The organism is Caballeronia sp. SBC1, assembly GCF_011493005.1.
Lineage (GTDB): Bacteria > Pseudomonadota > Gammaproteobacteria > Burkholderiales > Burkholderiaceae > Caballeronia.
This window is the reverse complement of record NZ_CP049160.1, coordinates 184900-204147: the sequence shown is the minus strand read 5'-3', so window position 1 is coordinate 204147 and position 19248 is coordinate 184900. Positions and strand designations below refer to the sequence as shown.

Annotated in this window: 7 protein-coding genes; 1 reads left to right on the top strand and 6 read right to left on the bottom strand. The window is 58.9% G+C overall.

The genetic code is table 11. The annotated features are described in order from the left end of the window. Window positions 1-349 precede the first annotated feature (349 nt). The 6 genes from SBC1_RS39145 to SBC1_RS39120 all read right to left on the bottom strand — a co-directional run bounded on the left by SBC1_RS39145 (window position 350) and on the right by SBC1_RS39120 (window position 16438). Window positions 350-2320: a chromosome segregation protein SMC gene (locus SBC1_RS39145; protein ID WP_165989526.1), complete on the bottom strand. Its 1971-nt coding sequence runs from the start codon at window positions 2318-2320 to the stop codon at window positions 350-352. Next, window positions 2304-6620, bottom strand: coding sequence for an Eco57I restriction-modification methylase domain-containing protein (locus SBC1_RS39140; RefSeq protein ID WP_165989524.1), 4317 nt, complete (start codon window positions 6618-6620; stop codon window positions 2304-2306). The genes SBC1_RS39145 and SBC1_RS39140 overlap by 17 nt, the downstream gene beginning before the upstream one ends. Beyond that, a complete protein-coding gene (locus SBC1_RS39135; protein WP_165989522.1) occupies window positions 6617-9478 on the bottom strand; it encodes a helicase-related protein in 2862 nt (953 codons plus the stop codon). The genes SBC1_RS39140 and SBC1_RS39135 overlap by 4 nt, the downstream gene beginning before the upstream one ends. Beyond that, window positions 9475-14637, bottom strand: a complete 5163-nt coding sequence (locus tag SBC1_RS39130; protein WP_165989520.1) for a DEAD/DEAH box helicase — start codon at window positions 14635-14637, stop codon at window positions 9475-9477. Before SBC1_RS39130 ends, SBC1_RS39135 begins: the two co-directional genes overlap by 4 nt. 89 nt (window positions 14638-14726) lie before the next feature. Then, complete coding sequence (locus SBC1_RS39125; RefSeq protein ID WP_165989518.1) at window positions 14727-15623, bottom strand: antitoxin; 897 nt, start codon at window positions 15621-15623, stop codon at window positions 14727-14729. Beyond that, window positions 15623-16438 carry a hypothetical protein gene (locus SBC1_RS39120; protein WP_371826774.1) on the bottom strand — a complete coding sequence of 272 codons (816 nt, stop codon included), beginning with the start codon at window positions 16436-16438 and terminating at the stop codon, window positions 15623-15625. The genes SBC1_RS39125 and SBC1_RS39120 overlap by 1 nt, the downstream gene beginning before the upstream one ends. A 534-nt stretch (window positions 16439-16972) precedes the next feature. Between SBC1_RS39120 and SBC1_RS39115 the strand changes: the two genes are divergently transcribed. Next, window positions 16973-19234, top strand: a complete 2262-nt coding sequence (locus SBC1_RS39115) for a hypothetical protein (RefSeq protein WP_165989515.1) — start codon at window positions 16973-16975, stop codon at window positions 19232-19234. The last annotated feature ends 14 nt before the right edge of the window (window positions 19235-19248 follow it).

Genomic DNA, 19248 nt, shown 5'->3' with positions numbered 1-19248 from the left:
GTTCTTTATTCTGTCAAAGTGTCTGTGTGTTTGCGGGATGCTATAGCAACAATATTTTCCAAATTGGCCGCAATCAGATACCGTGGCTTGTTCCGCTGCACTTGGGGTAGCTTCAGAACTCGGAAATTAAAGCACGGTAACACAGCTTGGTTGAGCAGATGAAGCAGGTGGCCGCCGCGCTCGCAGGCAATCTGATTTAGCCAGCCAGAGCGCAATCGTCAAGACGTGATGCCGTTAGGCGCTCGGCCACGCGGGGCGGCGTCGACGAGATGCCTGCCGCTAAAAAGCGTCAGTGAAAAGGGAGGCGAACTCGAACGCCCTCCTCACGCATCAGCGCCGAAGTGCACCGCTACAAATCCAACCTAAGCAGTCGCTCCTGCGCCGGCGAGCCACGTAGGCTTTCGCGCAACCATGGCCTGATTTGAACTTCATCGGGTGGCTGAGTAGTTGTAGTCACAATGTACTGAAACAAAGCCGGCCCTGGGGCCTCCAATCCTTTGGCTAGAGCGAATAATCGGTGGTAGACGCTCAAACCGAGATCGGCTTCTCGTGGGCTATCGTGCAGCAAAAAGGCCGGAAGTCGAGTGCCGCCTTCAATGCTCATGCACATTACGGCCAGATCGAATGCGATGACCTTGAGTGAATCAATCGCCGCGGTCGAGCGTTCCCCTCCCAACTCCACGACCAGCTTCAACCCGTTGCCATCGAGAGAGACCTTGCCGTGCGCCATGGGGCCGACAATTTCACGGATCACCCCATCAAAGAAACGTGACAGTCGGTCAAATACTTCGCGCTGCGCCTCCCGGAACGTGCCCGTCAACTCTCGCTTCTCTTCCACCTCCGCCGCATGGGAACCGGCTTGCGCCTCTTCGAGGTCTAGCTCGCTCAACATTCCGTCGAGACGCTTCACATCGTCAATAACTCGACGCGCCTTGAACCAAGCACCGGAACGGGCATCGTGGAAGCGCTGGGCTGCCCTGACTCGTGCACGCTGTGCGTCCCGAGCTACACGCGCCGGCACCAAAGCCTGCAACGTTGATGCGACACTGTCGTTTATTTCCTTACGGCGCCGCTCTTCGGTGGCGATCTCGTCGATATGGCACTGACGCCGATCGCGAATTGCCTGGAGGTCGGGCAGTTTGTGAGACATCCCACAGCCCTCGGCGAGCGCACGGTCAATCGGGACTTCGCAAACGGGGCAGATGGGCGTCGCTGACTTGGCGACTTGGGCGGAGATGCCCGGCATTTCTCCCCTCATCCGCCGCACCAGCATATCGATCTCTGGAAGTTGAGCTTGTGCTACCGCCAGGTGTTGTTCGAGAGCAGAGACAAGTTGGCGTTGCTCGTCGTACTCCGCACGGAGCGCTTCCAGGTCACCCGCGTCCCAGGACGGGCTCACTCTTGCCAGCCGCGCCACGTTCTGCGTCGCTGCCTTGCGCAACGCCTCGATCGAAAGCCGTCCCTTCGGAAGATCGTCTGGACTCAGCCCCACAGCAGTCGCGACCTCAGCGCGGAGTCGATCACTCGCCCATTTTCGGCGGGCAACATCTTGGCTAGAGGCCTTGTAACGCTCATCAAGCGCAGATATCTCGGCCCGCAGTTGCAGCTCCTCGGCAACGATGGCACCGACAAAGGCCCGCAACGCGTCTAGGTGCTTTGCGGCCGACATCGAGCGTGTCGGCGATCCCGAATCGGAATCCGCGGATCGCCACTCCAACACACGGTCGAAACGGCACTCCTGGTCGCGCGTGAGCAATGCCAATGCAACGCGCCAGGCGTCGAGCCGATGCTCGCCTGGAATCAGCGCGGCGACGCCTGGGGTCACGATCTGCCGCTCGACGACTTCGAGCAATGGCTCGATCCCGGTTGCAGGTATGTTCCCCGCCAATAGCTCCTCTGGCGACGCGTCGGGAACAGCGTAGTGAGGCCGGCCTGCACCGAGCGGCCTCAGTATTCCCCAAAGTGCACCATCTACCAGCACTTCGGCAGACACCCACCCTTCAGGAAGGGCTGTGGCGATCCGCAATCGCTGCTCGTCCGGAACGTAGCGGTCCTCGCCCAGACAGAACCGTAGTAGGCGGCAGAACAGCGTCTTGCCACTGCCATGCCCCAGGTAGTCCGTGTCGCCGCTATTTGATTGGTCACTGGGATCCGGGGACCAGATGATGTTGAGACCCGGCCGCAGCTCGATATCCCGGAGGCGCGTGTCCGAATCACTCCAGATTGTGAGCCGGCGTACCCATAGCCGAGGCTGGGTACGGCCGGACTCCGGCTGAACCGTCAGCGCAGCATGGCCGAACAGGTCAGGCTGCCTTGGCATCAACAAACTCCCGAAGATCAGATGGCAGTGACAGAAGCATGGAGTCGGCACCGCGCGCGCGGAGCATGCGGACAGCCATCGCTGCACGACCGTCGGGCCACCCAGCCGTCTCGAACTCGCCCAACGTCACCCCAGGCCCCCAAGTTCTGGCGACAGCGTCCTCGATCAGTCCACCGCTTCCCCGCAGCTGGGTAACGGCGCGGCCCCAAGCCCCATCGGTTTGCGGCCCGAGCTGCGCTACACCTGCCGGCAACGCTTGGGCTTCAGCTCCCACGAGGCGCAACCATTGTCGCCCTTCATCGGCAGCGAGCAATGGCATCATCAGACGAGGCTCCATGCACATGAACGCGATCAGGCGCACTTCCCGCGCGGGGATCGGCTTCCCCAATGTCTTGAGCACGGCAACCAAGCTGGCCAGTTCGTCATTTGATCGATCGGTGCCGTATCGAGCCCAGGCGCTGTCCGGAAGCGCCGCCATCTCGACGCTGGAAGTCGTAAATGGCGCAGCTTCGATCGGCGCGTGCACCACGAAATCAGTGTCGAACAGTGGCAAACTCGAATCCGCTGGCTGCTTGCCGACGCGCGGCTTCCGCTCAACAGCTGCGGACACTATGCGCCGCTCGGCCTCTAGCTTCGCTCGGTCGTGGTTCAGTGCGAGTAGTCGCTTGAGCACGTCCTTGCGCGCGGATGGGGTGATGGTGTAACGGACGCGGTCGTTTTCAGGGAGAGTTTCTACTTCGACGAAGTCGTGACTGAGAACAATGTCCGTCCAGCCGTAGGCGTCGCGCACGGCGGTGTCAAGCTGCACATGCAGCCGACGCAGTTCAAGCAGGCCTTCATAGCCGGCCTGGGCAACGGACTCGGGCTTCTTGCTGACCTTGACCACCATCGCTAGATTCAGGTCACGAGCGTGGAAGAGGTTGTAGATGTCGGTAAGTCCTAACCACAACTCCTGCATCAACGCACGGCGGTGTTCGTGATAATGCTCGCCGATCACGGCCAGCTCGGGCTGAGCGACCTGCCAAAGGTCGCCGGGGACGGCGAAAGTTTCGAAACAGTCCGACGGCGAGTAGCGCAGCCGTGTTTCCAACGCCCCGCTGTACTTGCGAGCCCAGACGTCGTGCAGGGTGGATTGCACGACCGCGTAGAGGTCCCACCGATCCGTAGTGAAGGCGTATAGCGCGTCCGAGAAAACGCGGTCCGACGGTGACGCGGAGAAGTTGAGATGCTTCGTTGTGCGCGCTGCTACAAAGCACCGCTCAAGGCCATTCAGTCGGCTATATAGACCGGTAGCCCGCTCAGCGTACTGCCACCAACGCTCGCGACGCGACGCGCGCTTGTCGCTGGCCCTGACGGGCTTAACTAACTGCTCGACGCGCTCGAAGGCCGCACCAAAAGTCCTCGCCTTGTCCTCGGACCAGTCGAAGAAATTAATGATTTGTCTACCGGGTGACTGGTCGGGGCTATTGTTAATCTCTTGCCCATTGATTATCGGCCTGATGACCTCGGCCGTACGGCCGTTCGATTTGATCAACGAAGCAGCTTCGGTTGGAGTCAGAAGAAAGCCGTCCCCAAGGAAGATGGTTCCTTGGAACATCGTCTGTTCGTTTTGGGCAAGACCGACTGGATCGCCGGCGTCCTGCGCGTCCTCCAGAAATGCGTTTATGTGGGAGACGGGCTTGCCGTCCAGGAATCGCTGCGCCTGCCAGTTTCCCTTGTTGATCGATAGTAGAGACACGACCAATTTCGCTCGCCCTGGCCATTTAATACCGCGCACAGCGAAGTTAATCACGCCGCCTCCTGCGACGACTTGCTCCAGGCCATCCTTTCGAACGTCGCCATCCTTGATCGAGTTGGTTGTCAAGAACGCCATGAATCCACCCGGGCGCAAAAGATTGAAGATCCGTCGAACGAAATAGACGACCAAGTCGCTCAGTCCGGCCGGGTCAAACTGCCATTTCACATATTCGCAGAACGGGTGCCCATAACTCCCGCTCAGGTCCTGGCCGCCAAGATACGGCGGGTTGCCAAGGATGCAGTCAAATCCCCCCCGAGAAATCACCTCGGGAAATTCCAGAAACCAATGAAAGAACCGCTTTCGCTCCGCCATCGCCCAAGCAAGCGCCGCGGGGTGATCCAACGGCTTTCGCTCGCCTCGCCAGTACCGACGAAACTCGGCCTCGGTGACATGCTGTCCCGGCCGATCGACCTCCTTGGGCATATAGAACTGTGCAATCGGAATCGCCGCCAATTGCTCCATCAGCATCGCGTCAGCGGACTGCGTAAGGTCCACAAAGCGCTGCTTCTTGTCCTCGATCTGCTCAGGCGTTTGCTCAGGCAGTGCGTCTAGCGCATGCCAAGCCTCCAGCGCTTCGCCAAGCTGACGCTCGATCTCTGGCGAAAACTTCAGCGTCGTCTGGCCTGTGCGCTCGGCCTTGTTTCGCTTGCGCAGTGCGGCCGCAAGGTTTTTATCATCGCCTGGCATCGTAACGAAAGCCTCGTCAGGTACGCCGCGTTCGATGTCCTCACGACGTGCGTAACCCACGATAGCATTGCCGCACTTGATGCGATGGTCCAGAAAGTTCAGCGGCTCGCCGGGGTTATGCGCCTCCAGCCACAGCGCCACCTTGCACAGCTCCACCGCTAGAGGGTTCAAATCCACCCCATAGATGCAATGGCGGATTACGTCGCGGATGGCTGTGCGGAAGGCGCTGGGCGATGGCTGGTCTTCACCGGTGCGGACAATCGCCAGCTCAATAGCGATGCGCCGCGCAGAAGCCAGCAGGATGTGCCCAGAGCCGCAGGCCACGTCGACCACGCGCAGATCGAGCAGCGCCTCGGCGGGGTTCCTCTCCTTCAACTTTTGCGCGATCAGGTAGTCAAGGGAGTGCTTGATGAGTGGCTGAACCAGCTCGTCGGGTGTGTAGTGCGACCCGGTATTGGCACGCTCGTCTCCTTTGCGGAAATGAAACTCGGTGCGCGGACCATCGTACATGAAGGTGGGTTCGTATTCGAGCAGCCCCTCGTAAACGGAACCAAATTCCTCGACATTGAGAGCGCCATAGTTGACACGGATAAGCTGGCCATTGTCGGGATGGGTATAAAGATTGAGCGCGCGCAGCGCGGTGAGCAGCACGTCGTTGCCCAGCGTACAGCTCGCCAACGGCCCGATGGCTTGCGGACTGAAAAGGTCACCGGCCAGAGGGGCCAGGCCAATTTTCGAGCCGGGGCCACCAGCTTCGAATAGACGAAACGTGCCGAACAGTGCGGGCCAGAGGTCAGCATGGCGGCGGTCGGCAAGGTGACGCTTCTCGCTCATTCGGCGGAGGCGCATGAGACTGTAAAACTGCTCATACAGATTGCGGTGCCTAGGGTTCGCGTTGGAGGGAAAAACGAGCCCCCGCTCCTCGATCACCATCAGGAACAGCAGTCGGTAGATTAGGCGCAGCAGATGCTTGTAGAAATCCTCCGCGCTCAGCCGGCTACCGGCAATTTCCTGGCGAAGCGCTTCGTTGTCGCGGTGCTGCAAGAAGCCGTTTGCCAACCCCGTGATAGCCTGTTCCACCGCCTTGCTCAGCCCCTCGCGAATACGCGAGCCAGCGTCGAGTGAGTCCTGATGATAGCGCTCGATCCAGCTCTGCGCCGCGTCGTCGCGGCTAGCGGGCAGTCGCGAAGCGTGCAGCAGCCGGTACAGCAAGGCGAAGTCGGCAAACAGCCCGTCCGTGAAGATGCGGTCAAGGTCGAACTCAAGGTAGGTGAGCTTGATCAGACGTGAGCTATCGCGAAGCAAGCGCAATATCCGGCCATTGGTGACCAGGCCGTAAAGCTCGTCGGATAGATTCAGGTACTCCTGCACCATCGCATGTGCCGACATACGCAAAGCACCGCTGCGCTGCTCGGCCTTACGGTCCAAGCCCGCGAGGTCGCGGTAGCCGCTGATGTGCACCACCGTCTGGCCGCGATTGGCCACACGGTGCGACAGCGGATAACTCTTTCCGTTGACCTCACTGCTCTTGGCTTGGTAGTCGAGCTGATAGCCCAGGAGGCCGAGCAAGGGCAGCACCCATTGCTGGCGAGTCTCTGTGGTGGCAAGGCTGCCTTCACGCAGAGACTCCAGCTTGCGTTGAAATATGCGCCAGTAGTCTTGAGCATCGGCCCAGGCTCGGGCGATCTCGTCTTTGACCTTGTTGGTGCCATCGAGGCCGAAATCGGCAGGACGTTGACCCGCCAAATCGTCGAGGCGGTCGAGGATGTCGGGCGAGAGGATTGCACCTTCGATGCGGATGCTGGGGTAGATCATTGTGGTCCCTCCGGCAGCAACACATATACACCCAGTAAATCCATCGGAAGCACAGGGTACACGACCTGAAAGCGCTGCTTTTCCATGAGAGAGCTAAAGCGCTCGTGCGCGTCTACGAGGCGCTTCGATTGTTGCTCGGCGACTTGCTCGAACGCGTCGCCCAGTTGAGCAAGCAGCATGAGCTCGTTGTCCAGAAAGCTGGCACGGGCTTGAGGCGACAGGTCGGACGATGCGGCAGCTTCGGTGATCAACGTCTTGGCGGCCGCGTGATCCAAGTATTCGCGCTGCTCCTGCGGCGTGCCACGCCAGCCCCATAGCAGCATCTCTTCCGCCACAATCTGTTGGTGGCTCTTCGTCTGCTCGATGACATTGCGACAGCGGAACAGCAGCAAGGTAGTCTTGGTTTGTACAGTGCGAGTGCGGATTACAGCAGCTCGTGCCGCTCGCTTGTCTTGACGGTTAACCGTGTTAGCCATCACTGCCTGGCAAAGCTGCTCCACGAAGCGGTGATTGCGACCGATGTAGTGGAAGCCCTCGGGCGTGGGCGATTGGAAGCTGGCCAACAGGGTTTCGCCGGCAGGGAGCAGCTCGCGCAGTTGCGCCGGCATGTTCGCTGTAACGACCCGGTAGCCTTTGCCCTGCGGCACCATTTGCACGCCCAGCAGGTTGTTGAGTACGCTGGTCACGAACGACTCCACGGCCTTAGGGTCGCCGATCGCTTCGTCAACCTCGCGAAGATCGGCCTCGATCTCGTGCGCTTTGATCGCGTGCTGAGCGAAGATGCTACGCGACGCCTTCTCACGGGCGGCGGCTTGGTCCAGCTTGTGGGTGACGGCGGCCTTGGCCGTGGCGGCCTCCTCGAAGTCGCTGAAGTCAAACAGAACGCCCTGCGCGTTTCGCTGGGTGCTGATCGTCCGCCTGGGGTTGAGCAGCAGCGCCTGCGTAATGGTGTCGATGATGCTTTGCGAGTCCTCCGGAAACGGCACGTTGATACCGGTGGCACGCTTGATTTCCTTCACTTTGCGTAACAAGACATCTAGCACGACGCCATCGATCGGGTTGTCGGCGCCGTAGAGCATGCACGCCTTGACGATAGGTGCCTGTTGGCCAAAACGATCAACACGCCCCTCTCGCTGTTCGAGCCGGTTCGGATTCCACGGCAAGTCGTAGTGCAGGACGGCTGTGAACTGCTCCTGCAGATTGATGCCTTCGCTGAGACAGTCTGTGGCGATCAGGACCCGCAGCTTTGAGCGCCCCATTTCTTCAATGCGCTGCCTGCGCAGGTCGTCGGGGAGTTCGCTGGTGATGACTTGGATATCGAGTCTGGGGTACTTCTTGCGCAGCGCGGGGGCTAGCCACTCACCAACGTACTGCGCGGTGGCTATGTAGCGACAGAAGATGACCGGGCACAGCGCCGGTGATTCTGCAAGCCACTCGCTGATTTGACGCTCAGTGGTGGCAAGCTTTTGATCATGCGTACTTCCTGCCAACTCGCCAAGGCGCTGGGCAAAGTCGCGCAGCTGCCGGCGCTGGTGCTCCGACCAGTCCACGCGCTCGATGACCTGCGTCGGCGCGTTATCCCCCTCGTGGCCAAACTCGGTGTCACCGACAGGATTCAGGATGTCTTCCTGTTCAGCCTTGGCGTCATCGGCTATCGCGGCCTTGGCGAGACCCGACATGCGCGTGTTGAGCATCTCCACGCCCGCAGCAGGGCTGGACATCACGCCGCGAAGCAGTGCGAGTGCGGTCCAGTACTGCACCCGTTGCTCGCGCTTGCCCTCGGCAGGGGCGATGAGCTTACGCGAGAACTCAATGAGTTCATTGAACAGCGCCGCGTATCCAGGCGCCAGCGGATAGTTCAGTTCGAACGCGTCACGCTGCGGGAATGGCGTGTCCTCGCCCAGCCACTTTTCAACGTCGCCGCGCTTGCGCTGAACAAAGTGCTTGGCCAGCTCTCGCCGCTGCACCTGGCTGGCGGACGGGAGGTCCATGGTTTCAAATTCGGGCCGGATGAGACCCAGTAATGACTGGAATTCCTCGGCCTTGCCGCTGTGCGGGGTTGCGGTGAGAAGGATAAGCTGCTGATTCGGCTTGCGCGCAATTCGGCTGACGAGGTGATAGCGCTGCTGCTGGCTAGCCGAGGCGCCGGCCGGGCGAGCGCAAGTGTGCGCCTCATCGACGATGACCAGCTCCGGACATTGCTCGATGAAGACATCGCGCCGCGTATCGGACTTGATGAAGTCAATACTGATGACCTGGTAGGGGTAATAGTCGTAGACACTGGTGTCGCCATGGATCTGCCGATCGAGTCGGGCCTGGGTGTTGGAGCGGATAATCACTGCCTCGATGTCTAGCTTGGCGCGGATTTCAGCCTGCCACTGCTCGCACAGGTGAGGCAGACAGATCACAGCAAAGCGCCTGATTTTGCGCCGTTCGATCAGTTCGCGGACGATTAGAAGTGATTCAATCGTCTTGCCGACGCCCACATCATCCGCAATCAATAAGCGAGTAGGCTCCTCCCGCAAGGCCATGACGAGCGGAACCATCTGGTACGACCGCGGCCGAAACGACAATTTCGCTAGGCACCTGAACGGGCCGGCGCCATTTCGAAACGCCAGGCGCGCGGCGTCATAGAGGACCCGGGCGGTGGAGAAGTCACCCAGATCTTCGGAGGTTGGCGGGGCGAAGCGGGCGTCAGATGGCTGGTCACCGCCTAGCGGAAGGTAGAGGCCGGTGATCTCGTCATCCGAGCCACCTAAGGGTCTCAGGATGAGTAGGTCTTCCTCGTCGGAAGGTAGCACTACCCAGTCGCGTCCGCGCAACGACACCAGCTTTCCAGGTTGGAGTGAGACGGTCATCTGACCTTCTTGAAAATGTCCGGCCGAGCCGAGACTTTGGCGGCAAGGTCGTCCTTATAGTAATAGACCCAGACCTCATCCCCTTTGGCCATGATCGCCTGCCGCTTGGCGGCATCGTCAGCCTGAACGGCAGCATCGTCGTGAGGGGTGCCATCACAGAAGACCCAGACGCGCGGCTCGTAGTGGAAGTCAGGCTGCACATAAATACCATCGACCCGCTTCTGTGCAGCGTCGGGCAGGCGCAGGCCATGACCATACAGATGCTCGATGAATTTGCGCTCCGTCGACGAGCTCGGATCCAGGTGCTTCAGCATGCTTTGGTAGTGCTCTTCGTAGCTGCCGTATCCTGAATTGGCATGAATCTCGAGGGTACAAGCGGCCAACTTGGACAGGGCATCCTTGATGAGGTGGCGGTCGATGATCTGATGATCGCGCTGGTTGTAGTAACTCAGCAGATCGTCGTAGGACGCCGGCCCGAGGTACTTGGGGTCGTCAAAACGGCACAGATTTCTAGCGAGGTTAACTACGGTCTGGAAGGCACTAACGTCTTCAACAAAACGTGAAAGTATGCCGAGGCTGCCTTCAGCGGCCTCATAGAGCAAGATATTCGGCGCGCTGGGCTCACCGATTGCAATAACACCGATCTCGCTTGACTCGACTTGAAAGACTTGTTCGATGGCCCGTTTAAGAGCGTACTGAAGCGTAATCACACCTTCCGACTTCAGACCTAGAGCCTGAATCGGAACGATGTAAAGAGCGTCCGCCAAATTTGATGTCCAAAGCTTGACACGTCGAAACTCTTCCCGGCTTTGTGCCTCGTCTTCGGGCATTGAGCTACGCCACTCGCCTGTAGTAAGGCCAATCGGAAACCCATCTGCCTGCTGAGCGCGCCACTTTTCGTTGACATGCACGAGACGCGCCGCAGGAACGTAAATGAGGTTCATCAACGGTTCACCATTAGCCTTGATCGCTGCCCGCTTGACGCGGTCTGTGTTGCCACCGTCGATGCTAAAGTAGGTTTGAATTGCGAAACCACGGGAGGTGCGCTCCTCTTCCTCGCACGAAATTCGGTCCACCTCCTCGGCGCGCGACTCGGCCATCTCCATAAGGTGATGGAGATGGATTTTGTTAGCGTTGTCTGACAGGCTCACGCCCGAGAATGGACAATGTTCGAGTTGCAGTTGCTCGCCCGTTAAGAAATATCCCGCCTTCGTGCTGACCTTCGCCTCGATAAGCACCGAGTCTGCGTCCTGCACAACCAGTTGTGAAACGCGGTACTTTCGGCCGCGGTGATAGATGATGTTGAGCGGGCCAAATTCTCTCAGTGCAATGGATCGCGGACGCGAGATGAATTCACCGGACGTGTCCGTAGTAGGAAGGAATACACGGATCGGTAGGCGCGTGAAGTTGTAGCCCGGCAGAAAACCCTCGGAAGCTAGGTATCGATATGGGTAGAACTCAGAAAGCTCCGAGGAGCCGCCGCCCTGGTTGCGCAGGAGATCCAACTGGCGGGTGGCCTGATCCTGGCTGCGCTTGTACTTTCGGTACTCGTCGCTGCTGAGACCAAGCGTGCCGCTCTGGATCTTTTGGGTCGCTCTGTCCAGCGTCGTTCGCGCGGAGCGGTAAAGCGCCCGCCAACGGTCAATTGATTTGTCCAGATGCGCAGCAAGGCCGGTCAGTGTCTGTTCGATCCAAGTGTCGTTAAACCAATGCCCGGCCCGTGCTTCTAGATCCGCAGAGATATCCTTAATGGCGCGCTGAAACGTTGCACGCAAGCGATCACGCGTGGCCGGACCAAGTTCCAGGCCGGCATACATTGAAGGGAGCAACGGCAATTCACGCTGCTCTTCGTCGATAAAGCGGGTGACCGAGGGGCGATTGCCAGCATGGTTTTCGAGCCCGGGAAGACCTACTTCGGAGATCGCCAGTGCATTGAGGTGAGTTTGAAGCAGTTCGCGATTTGCGAGGTCGAGCCGCGGCGGCTGAACAGCACCAGCCACAAGATCCTGCTGATGCTGGAAATAGTGACGATCGTGTGGTGAATATGTCGAACAGTACGTGAAAATCAGCGCCCCCTGTCCTCCGCGGCCAGCGCGCCCGGCACGTTGCGCATAGTTGGCGGGGTTCGGTGGCGCATTACGAAGGTGGACGACGCTCAAACCACCGATATCGATCCCAAGCTCCATCGTTGGTGAACAGTACAGCGCACTGATCGATTGGCTTCGAATGCGTGAATCGTCCAGCACCTTCTTGTTTTGATCCAGATACCAGTCGGCTCGGAACCGATCTTCCCGGTCGCGGCGCTCGTCGACTCCGAGCTGACCTGTATGGTCCTCAGCGCGAAGCCGTTTTGCGCGAGCGAAGTTGCGCTGGTATAGGCCCTGGAAGAACAGATTCGGCTGTGGCGCTTGGCCCTTGTAACTGCGCCTCTTGATAAGATCAGCCTTGACCGTCTTCAAATCGCCAGCCAGCCAGACGAGCTTTTCGATCCGCAAGCGGTAGAGCTGCACATTGTCGCTCGTCTCGCCCTTGCCATGCTGCGAAACAAGGTAGTCTGCACCTTCCAGTTTCTGCATCAGAAGCCGAATGAAGGCAATGTAGTGATCACCGCGGAGATCGACGTCAATGCTCTGCTGTTTGATGAACAGCTTGATAAATTTACCTAGGCCGCTAGCGGGACCCATGCTCTTGGACGACACCTTTGCACCGCGATGCAACGTCTCGAAGCGCATGTAGAACGGTTCACGAATGTTTTCATTCGGGTCGAGTGTCCACGGTAATCTAAGTCGCTCGCGAAACAGCTTCTCGTTCTCACGGATCTTGGCTTGCGTCAGGTAGTTTTCACTGTGGACAGCATATTCGAGGCGGAAAAAGTCGAGGATGGTCGCTATGAATGCCGCTCGATCCCCCGGTGAAAGTTCGTCCAACACGGGTACCTTGTCCCAGTACTTGTCGTTGTCTGCAACCTCGGGAAGGTCTGTGTACCCGATGTTGAGCAGAGCACATTGCTCAAGATTCGGTAACACGATTCGCCAGCTCCGGCGCAAGTCCGCCAATGCGCGGTACAACAAATACGTCTGAAAGGCCTCCTCATAGCTTCGCCTAACGTGAGCGAGCTCCGGCTCCTCGTTTTTATTGGCGTACTCAACGAACGGGAGTCCGAGCGCTTCAAAGACCGCTGCCCCCAAACGCTCGAAGGTGAGGCCCTTTTCTCCGGCTCGCGACAAAGCCTGATAAATACCAGCTCGCAGGCGAATCACCTCGACGAAGTCGTTAAAGTGTCCCGCTTGCAGTGCGGCGTCCTGCCGGTTATCAGTGAAGCTGATCAGCTTCTGATCGCGGACGGCATATCCCGCATCGCTGAGCCTGTTGAGAATCGAGAACGTTGTTATCGTGGTAGAGGTACTGCGCCCCTCGCTGCCCAACTTGGTGAGCTTCGTTCCTTCGTTCGTTTTGGTGTCGTAGAACACACCAGCGGTGGGGTCGAATAGCAGTGGGGCTCGCATGAACCATCCCCACCACCGCAGCGGCTCTGTTTCTGAGCAACGACCTGTTTCATCGAAGCCCAATCGAACCGGAAACTGCGCCCGTTTGCGCGTGTCGGGTGCCGTCTTACTGCGGTTCAGCCAAGAGTCTGGCAAGAAGGCTAGGTCATCGCGTTCGTCCCAGACGTCGTCGCCGACGATCAAGTATCCATCACTCGCGACCTCGTCGTCCTCCGACGATGCTCGGAACTCCCTTGGTTCAAGCCGATCGCCAACCCGCGTGACACAGATGAAGGCATACCCACTGATACGGCTAAAAACGTTCGGATAGATTGGCTTTTTCTCCTTCTCGTCGACCTTATAGACGCCAGGTTCCAGCGTGATGAAACGATGCTCGTCCTGATCAAGTGTTGTGTATACCGAACCCGTCTGAGAAATGAACTGATGCAACTTAAACGGAAGCACCGTATAGCGCTGTCCGTCGGCTTGCAGTCCCTCATTGACGTTGCTAATCCACTGCAAGAGCGAACTAACCGCTGATCCTGCCTCCACAGGTGACACATCCGCATCTTGTACCAACTCGTCGACAACCTCTGAAATCCGTCTAGGCTGACCTCGAACCAAATCGGCACCAACCTCGGCAAGCGCTACTTTGTTCTCAAGCCAGACAGCCAAAGGATGGCTTTTCAATGAGGCAAGCGGCGCGCCGACGTCTAGCGGCCCAGCGATGGCTTGAGCGAGTCGTTCTCTATCCGGTATCTCTCCACTCGGGGCCAGCGATCGTGCAAGCGACTCACCAATGATTTGCGACGGTTCGAATGTGCGGCCGAAGAGCTGAGTAGCGACCGCTGCGATGCGGCTCTTCTGGCTCGCGACGCTACCGCCCGATGCCATCGTTGCTGAGGTGCCGATGCACACAGCGCGACGTTCACATTGAGCCTGAATTCGGCGAATGAGCATCGCGACGTCGGCACCTTGCCGGCCGCGATAGGTGTGGAGTTCATCGAAGACCAGGAATCGCAGGTTGGCGTAGATACCGTCCCGGATTGGCCTCTCGGCAGTGCGAGTCAGCAGCAGCTCCAGCATCATGTAGTTTGTGAGCAGAACCTGTGGCGGGTGCTCACGCATCGCGCTGCGCGTGTTCTCGTTTTCCTGACCTGTATATTGACCAAACGAAATCGGGAACGGCCTGCCGGTACTCTTTATGTAGTTCTGCTCATAACGCTTAAATTCCTCGAATTGCGAATTGATGAGAGCATTCATCGGGTAGACGACAACAGCGCACACCCCGCTTTCGCTTGGCCGCTCAAGAAGATCGTGGAATATCGATCCGATGTAGGTCAGCGATTTGCCGGATCCGGTTCCGGACGTAACGATAAAGTCCTTACCCTTGCTACCCAGCTCAATGGCATCGAGCTGATGTTTGTACAAAAGGTAATCCTTGAAGATATCGGACAAGGCAGGGTGCAGCGCACCCTTTGCCGCCTGCTCGGCGACACTACCGACCATCTGAAAAGCCGGATTGAATTGGAGCAGCGGCTCCGGCCACAGTCGTCCGTCCGAAAGCTTCGATTCGACCTCAGACAGGATCTGTGGATCCTGTATGTTCAGGAAGCTGCGGATATAGCTCGCATAGTCGGAAATGATTTGACCATGTGTCTCAAGAACGTGCATGCGGTGCCCCTAGTTTATTCGCGTGTAGAGCGCTAACCATTCGTGAATGATTCTTCATTCGATCGTCAGATCGTAGTTTTTGGCGAACATCAACCAACGCGACCAAGAAGTTGATCGATGATATCGCTCGCTTGACGCTGCCGCAGCGCCCTCGCCTCGCGCTGCTCGAGTTCATCGCCTTCGCCGATTTCGAACCTTGCCACCGACACTGGGCCGTCCTTGCGATAACCCTCGATCTTGTCGTCGTGCGAGAAGCGATTGCGCAGAATCGACAGCGCCGACTGAATCACGGCACCATGCTTGCCATCGCGCTCAATACGAAAACTTTCCGCAACAGCAACGAGGCCCTCGGGTGCATGTTCGATGCAATAGATGAGATCGTGGGCATCCTTGCGTTCGTTGCGCTGATCGAAAGCAAAAGCCTTCAGGCAGGTAAAACTGACGAGATTGGCATGCTTGACCTTCTCGGTCGCGATGCCGTTATCGCCCAGAAGTTCGGCCTGGATCTCCGTTACTTGGTGAAGGTCGAAAACGATGGACGAATGCGGGATGTTCAGCGCTGAAATCGTGCCCTCGGTGGGCAGCGCCTGAACCTTGCCGCCGGCGATATCGGGTGCATCGGCGAGCAGTTCGAGCACCATGAGCGCACCGTGTTCAGTGCGGGCTTGCCAGCGCCACGAGAGCTTTTGATGCTTGTCGTTTTCGGCGCGCTCAAAGCCCATTTTTTTGAAATTGTCCTCCAGCGTGTGATACGCGTCGGTGTCCGCCAAGATCTGCAGGTCGATGACAACGTCCACATCGAGTGTGCCCGCATGCGCGGGAACAACGGGTGGTCGTGCCGGCACCAGATAGCGTGGCGTGAGGCCGCCAACCAGGTAGACCGAGTCCTTCCAGGGCCCCAACCCACGCAGCAGCGTCACAAGGACACGCTCGCAATCGAGTGTGTATTGGTCGCTGTAGCCGTCAAACGTTGCAGGCTTGGCCATCAAAATCCGATCCTCTCTCTGCGTAGGTGCTCTGCCATTTCCTTGGCGCGACCTTCGCCGCGCAGCAGATCAAGGTAGACCTGAATCGGGCTGGCAAGCCAGATGCCGCCAACACACTCACGAAGCAGCAGCTCACCCGGTGATTTCGCTTCGATGATCGCCAGGTTTGCCCCTTCGCTGACGACGCGTGCGCCGAGTTCGCCAATAGCAGCGCTAGCGACAGGGCCGGCCAACAGCCGACAGCGGACCTGGGAAACGCTTGAGAGAAACGGAGCGTAGCGCTGCGCTGCAGCTTCATGGCTGATTGCGTACTCGACATTGTGGGCGGTAAAGACTTGGCCGACGTGCTCAAGCAGGTTGCCCGCCGTCATTGCGGGCACGTAATAACGCTGTAGTGTCGCGGGGCGGATCGACGGGAGCTGCTTCACCCAGGCATCCAACAACGCGGCCGGCTCCTTGAGGTGTCGTTCCTTGCTAGGACCTTGTCCGCGCGAGGCCAACCAGTCGAAGCGCTCCAGTTCCGTCAATATCTGCGAGGCGGTTGCAGGTGACACCTGCGCTCGTTCAGCGAGTTCCTTTCCGCCGAACCACTCCTGATGGTGAACCAGCAGCGTATGCAACACCTGTGCGCTGCGCCCGGAAAACAACGCCCGCACAGACTTGGACAGGGCCTTCGGCGGTGGCCTGTCGATGTAGAGATATGCGCCATGGGCGGATAGAAATAGACTGCCACCGCTGTCGTAATACCCTACCCGCTCAGTCCTGAGCAACTCTTTGCCCCCCGGAGATATGAACTCCGCGACCAACAGCAACATGGGTTTGTCCCCGCCTATGCCTGCCTGCCTCGTGGGACCAAAGTCTTTGAGCTGCCATAAGACCTGACGTACATCCCTAGGATAGGCGGTCTTTTTTGCCACAATCAGCAAAACGAATGACTTGTCTGCGATATGGAGGGTGATCCGAGCGTCATGACGCCTGTCACCGTCCAAGCCGACCGCCTCCCTACAATCTAGCTCAGCGCGCACGTCCGGCAGCGCTCGAAGAGTTTCGAGAAGCTGTTCGATAAGTGATCGTTCGGTCGTACTTGAGGTATGCATCTTGGCTTTGGAAGACCTGCTTTACTGAACAGTGAATATCGCTATTCTATCGAATATTTGCCAAAATTGCATTATTTACTGCACAGTAAATCTGAGATTGAGCATCACGGGGATGCACTCAGGCTTGCGCTGGATGCCGACCTCCCACAAAGGATGCCGATGTTGTTCCACGATGTTCCAAAAATCTCTTGACTCATCAAATTAACGCGGCTAAATTCGTTTGCCACAACACGGAACAACAAGGATGGATCGATGGCTTACACAGCTTCTCTGGCGACGACCCCCGGTCGCCCGGGCTACAACATCAGTTTTCGACACCCCTGCCGGCTCGACTCAAAGGGAAAGCCCGGCCTGAAAATGCGCCGCGGCCTCGGCACCGACGACAAGACCACGGGCGAAGAACTGGTCGCGCAGATGAACGCGCTGCTTAAGGACGAGGCTTGGTGGACCATCGCCCGCTATCAGGACGCCTTGCAGGCCTTCGACAAGCGCATCGTCGACGCCTTCTACGACAGCATCCAGGCTGGCGTGCGTGACTCCTACGAGATCCGCAACGGCGTCATTTCTATGCCTGGCAAGGCGGATGGCTACGCCAAGGCGCTTTTCGTGGGTACCACCGGCGCAGGCAAAACATCGCTGCTGCGCCACCTGATCGGCTCGGACCCCGACCAGGACCGTTTCCCGTCGACCTCGACGGCCAAAACAACGGTGTCCGACATCGAGGTGATCCCCGCCGCAGGCGACTACAGGGCTGTCGTCACATTTTTTTCCGAGACGGTAATCCAGGCCAACATCGAGGACTGTGTTGTCAACGCCTGCTCCGCTGTCTGGGAGCGCCTGCCAGAAGACAAGATCGCTGATCGCTTCCTGCACCACCCAGACCAGCGCTTCCGCCTCAGCTACCTGTTGGGCTCCTGGAAGAAAGACAAACCCGCCGAACAAGCTACCGACGACTGGGATTTCGGCGAGCCCGATCAGGCCGCCGCCGCTGCGGCAACCAGCGATGAGGCTATCTCCACGGCGGATGCCGAAAAACTGCAGGCCAAGCTCGAAGGCTATGTCGCGCGCATCACCGTGCTGGCCAAGGCGAAGGGCGAAGTGGTCGCCAAAGAGCTGTTACCCGATCCCTACTCCGCTTCGGTCGAAGACCGCGAAGCCGCGCTGGAAATCTTCCAAGGCGAGCTGTTCGCGGACGAGGGCTTCCATGAAATCGTCCATGACGTGATAGACGATGCCCTACACCGCTTCGACCTGCTCGACAGTGGCGAACTGACGCATCGCAGCAGCAGCTCGAAGTGGCCGCTCATGTGGGCTTACGAGACTGACGATCGCACGGAGTTCCTGCGCCAGGTGCGCTGGTTTTCGAGCAACTTTGCCCCCTCCTTCGGTAAGCTGCTGACGCCACTGGTCGATGGCATCCGCGTCATCGGGCCGTTGTTCCCGGTTTTTACCGACCACCAGGCCAAGCTCGTGCTACTCGACGGCCAGGGCCTCGGTCACACGCCCGATTCATCTACCAGCGTGACCACGCATATCACCCGGCGCTTTTCTGACGTGGATGCGATCCTTCTTGTCGACAACGCCGAGCAGCCGGTGCAGGCGGCGGCGCAGTCTGTGCTGCGCGCGGTCGCATCGAGCGGCAACTACAGCAAGCTGCTCATCGCCTTCACGCACTTCGACCAGGTTAAGGGACTGAACCTGCCGAGCTATGCCTACAAGCGAACTCACGTCCTGGCGTCGGTTCACAACTACCTGTCGAAGCTGAAGGAGGTCCTAAACGGGCCCATCGTGGCCGCCATGGAACGTACGATCGACGATCAGTGTTTTATGCTCGGTGCGCTCGATGGCCCCCTCAATGGGTTGCCTGCAGGCGTCCGCGCCCAATTGAAAGCCTTGATCGCCTTTGTTGAAAGGTCCGTCGAGCCGCCGCCAATTCCCGACGCGCAGCCCACCTACGACCCCTCAGGCCTGGGCTTCGCCGTGCAGCGCGCGGCCGACAGCTTCCAGAAAGCATGGGCGGCCCGCCTCGGTCTGGTGGTCGGCGCCACGCTGCCGGCGGAACACTGGAGCCGGATCAAGGCGCTCAACCGTCAGATCTCGAATGAATCCAGCGTCGAGTACGACTCCCTGCGGCCTGTCGCCGATCTGGTCGGCCGCATCACCGAAGAGGTGGCCAACTTCCTCGACAACCCGGTCGCTTGGACGCGGCCGCCTGTCGATGACGACGAGGCCCAGCAGGCAATCGCGCCAATTCGACAGGTGGTTTTCAGCGGACTGCACGGACTGGCCCTGCATCGTCTGGTCGATAAGCATCTTGCCGACTGGCGTCGCGGAATGGAGCACAAGGGCAAAGGGTCAGCCGCCCGCCGCGCCGTCGATATTCGGGGCATCTATGAACTGGCGGCGCCCATTCCGGGCACTGTGAATTCGGGCCCTGCCCTGGAGTTCATGCGGGGGGTTCGGGACCTCGTCCGGGCTGCCGTCGAAGAGAACGGCGGCACGATGCGGTCGTAGTTCTGCAACGGGGT

Excerpts from the sequence above, each read along its gene's own strand:
- SBC1_RS39115 (WP_165989515.1), top strand. The coding sequence starts at position 16,973 with ATGGCTTACACAGCTTCTCTGGCGACGACCCCCGGTCGCCCGGGCTAC.
- SBC1_RS39130 (WP_165989520.1), bottom strand. The coding sequence starts at position 14,637 with ATGCACGTTCTTGAGACACATGGTCAAATCATTTCCGACTATGCGAGC.
- SBC1_RS39120 (WP_371826774.1), bottom strand. The coding sequence starts at position 16,438 with ATGTTGCTGTTGGTCGCGGAGTTCATATCTCCGGGGGGCAAAGAGTTG.
- SBC1_RS39140 (WP_165989524.1), bottom strand. The coding sequence starts at position 6,620 with ATGATCTACCCCAGCATCCGCATCGAAGGTGCAATCCTCTCGCCCGAC.
- SBC1_RS39125 (WP_165989518.1), bottom strand. The coding sequence starts at position 15,623 with ATGGCCAAGCCTGCAACGTTTGACGGCTACAGCGACCAATACACACTC.
- SBC1_RS39145 (WP_165989526.1), bottom strand. The coding sequence starts at position 2,320 with ATGCCAAGGCAGCCTGACCTGTTCGGCCATGCTGCGCTGACGGTTCAG.
- SBC1_RS39135 (WP_165989522.1), bottom strand. The coding sequence starts at position 9,478 with ATGACCGTCTCACTCCAACCTGGAAAGCTGGTGTCGTTGCGCGGACGC.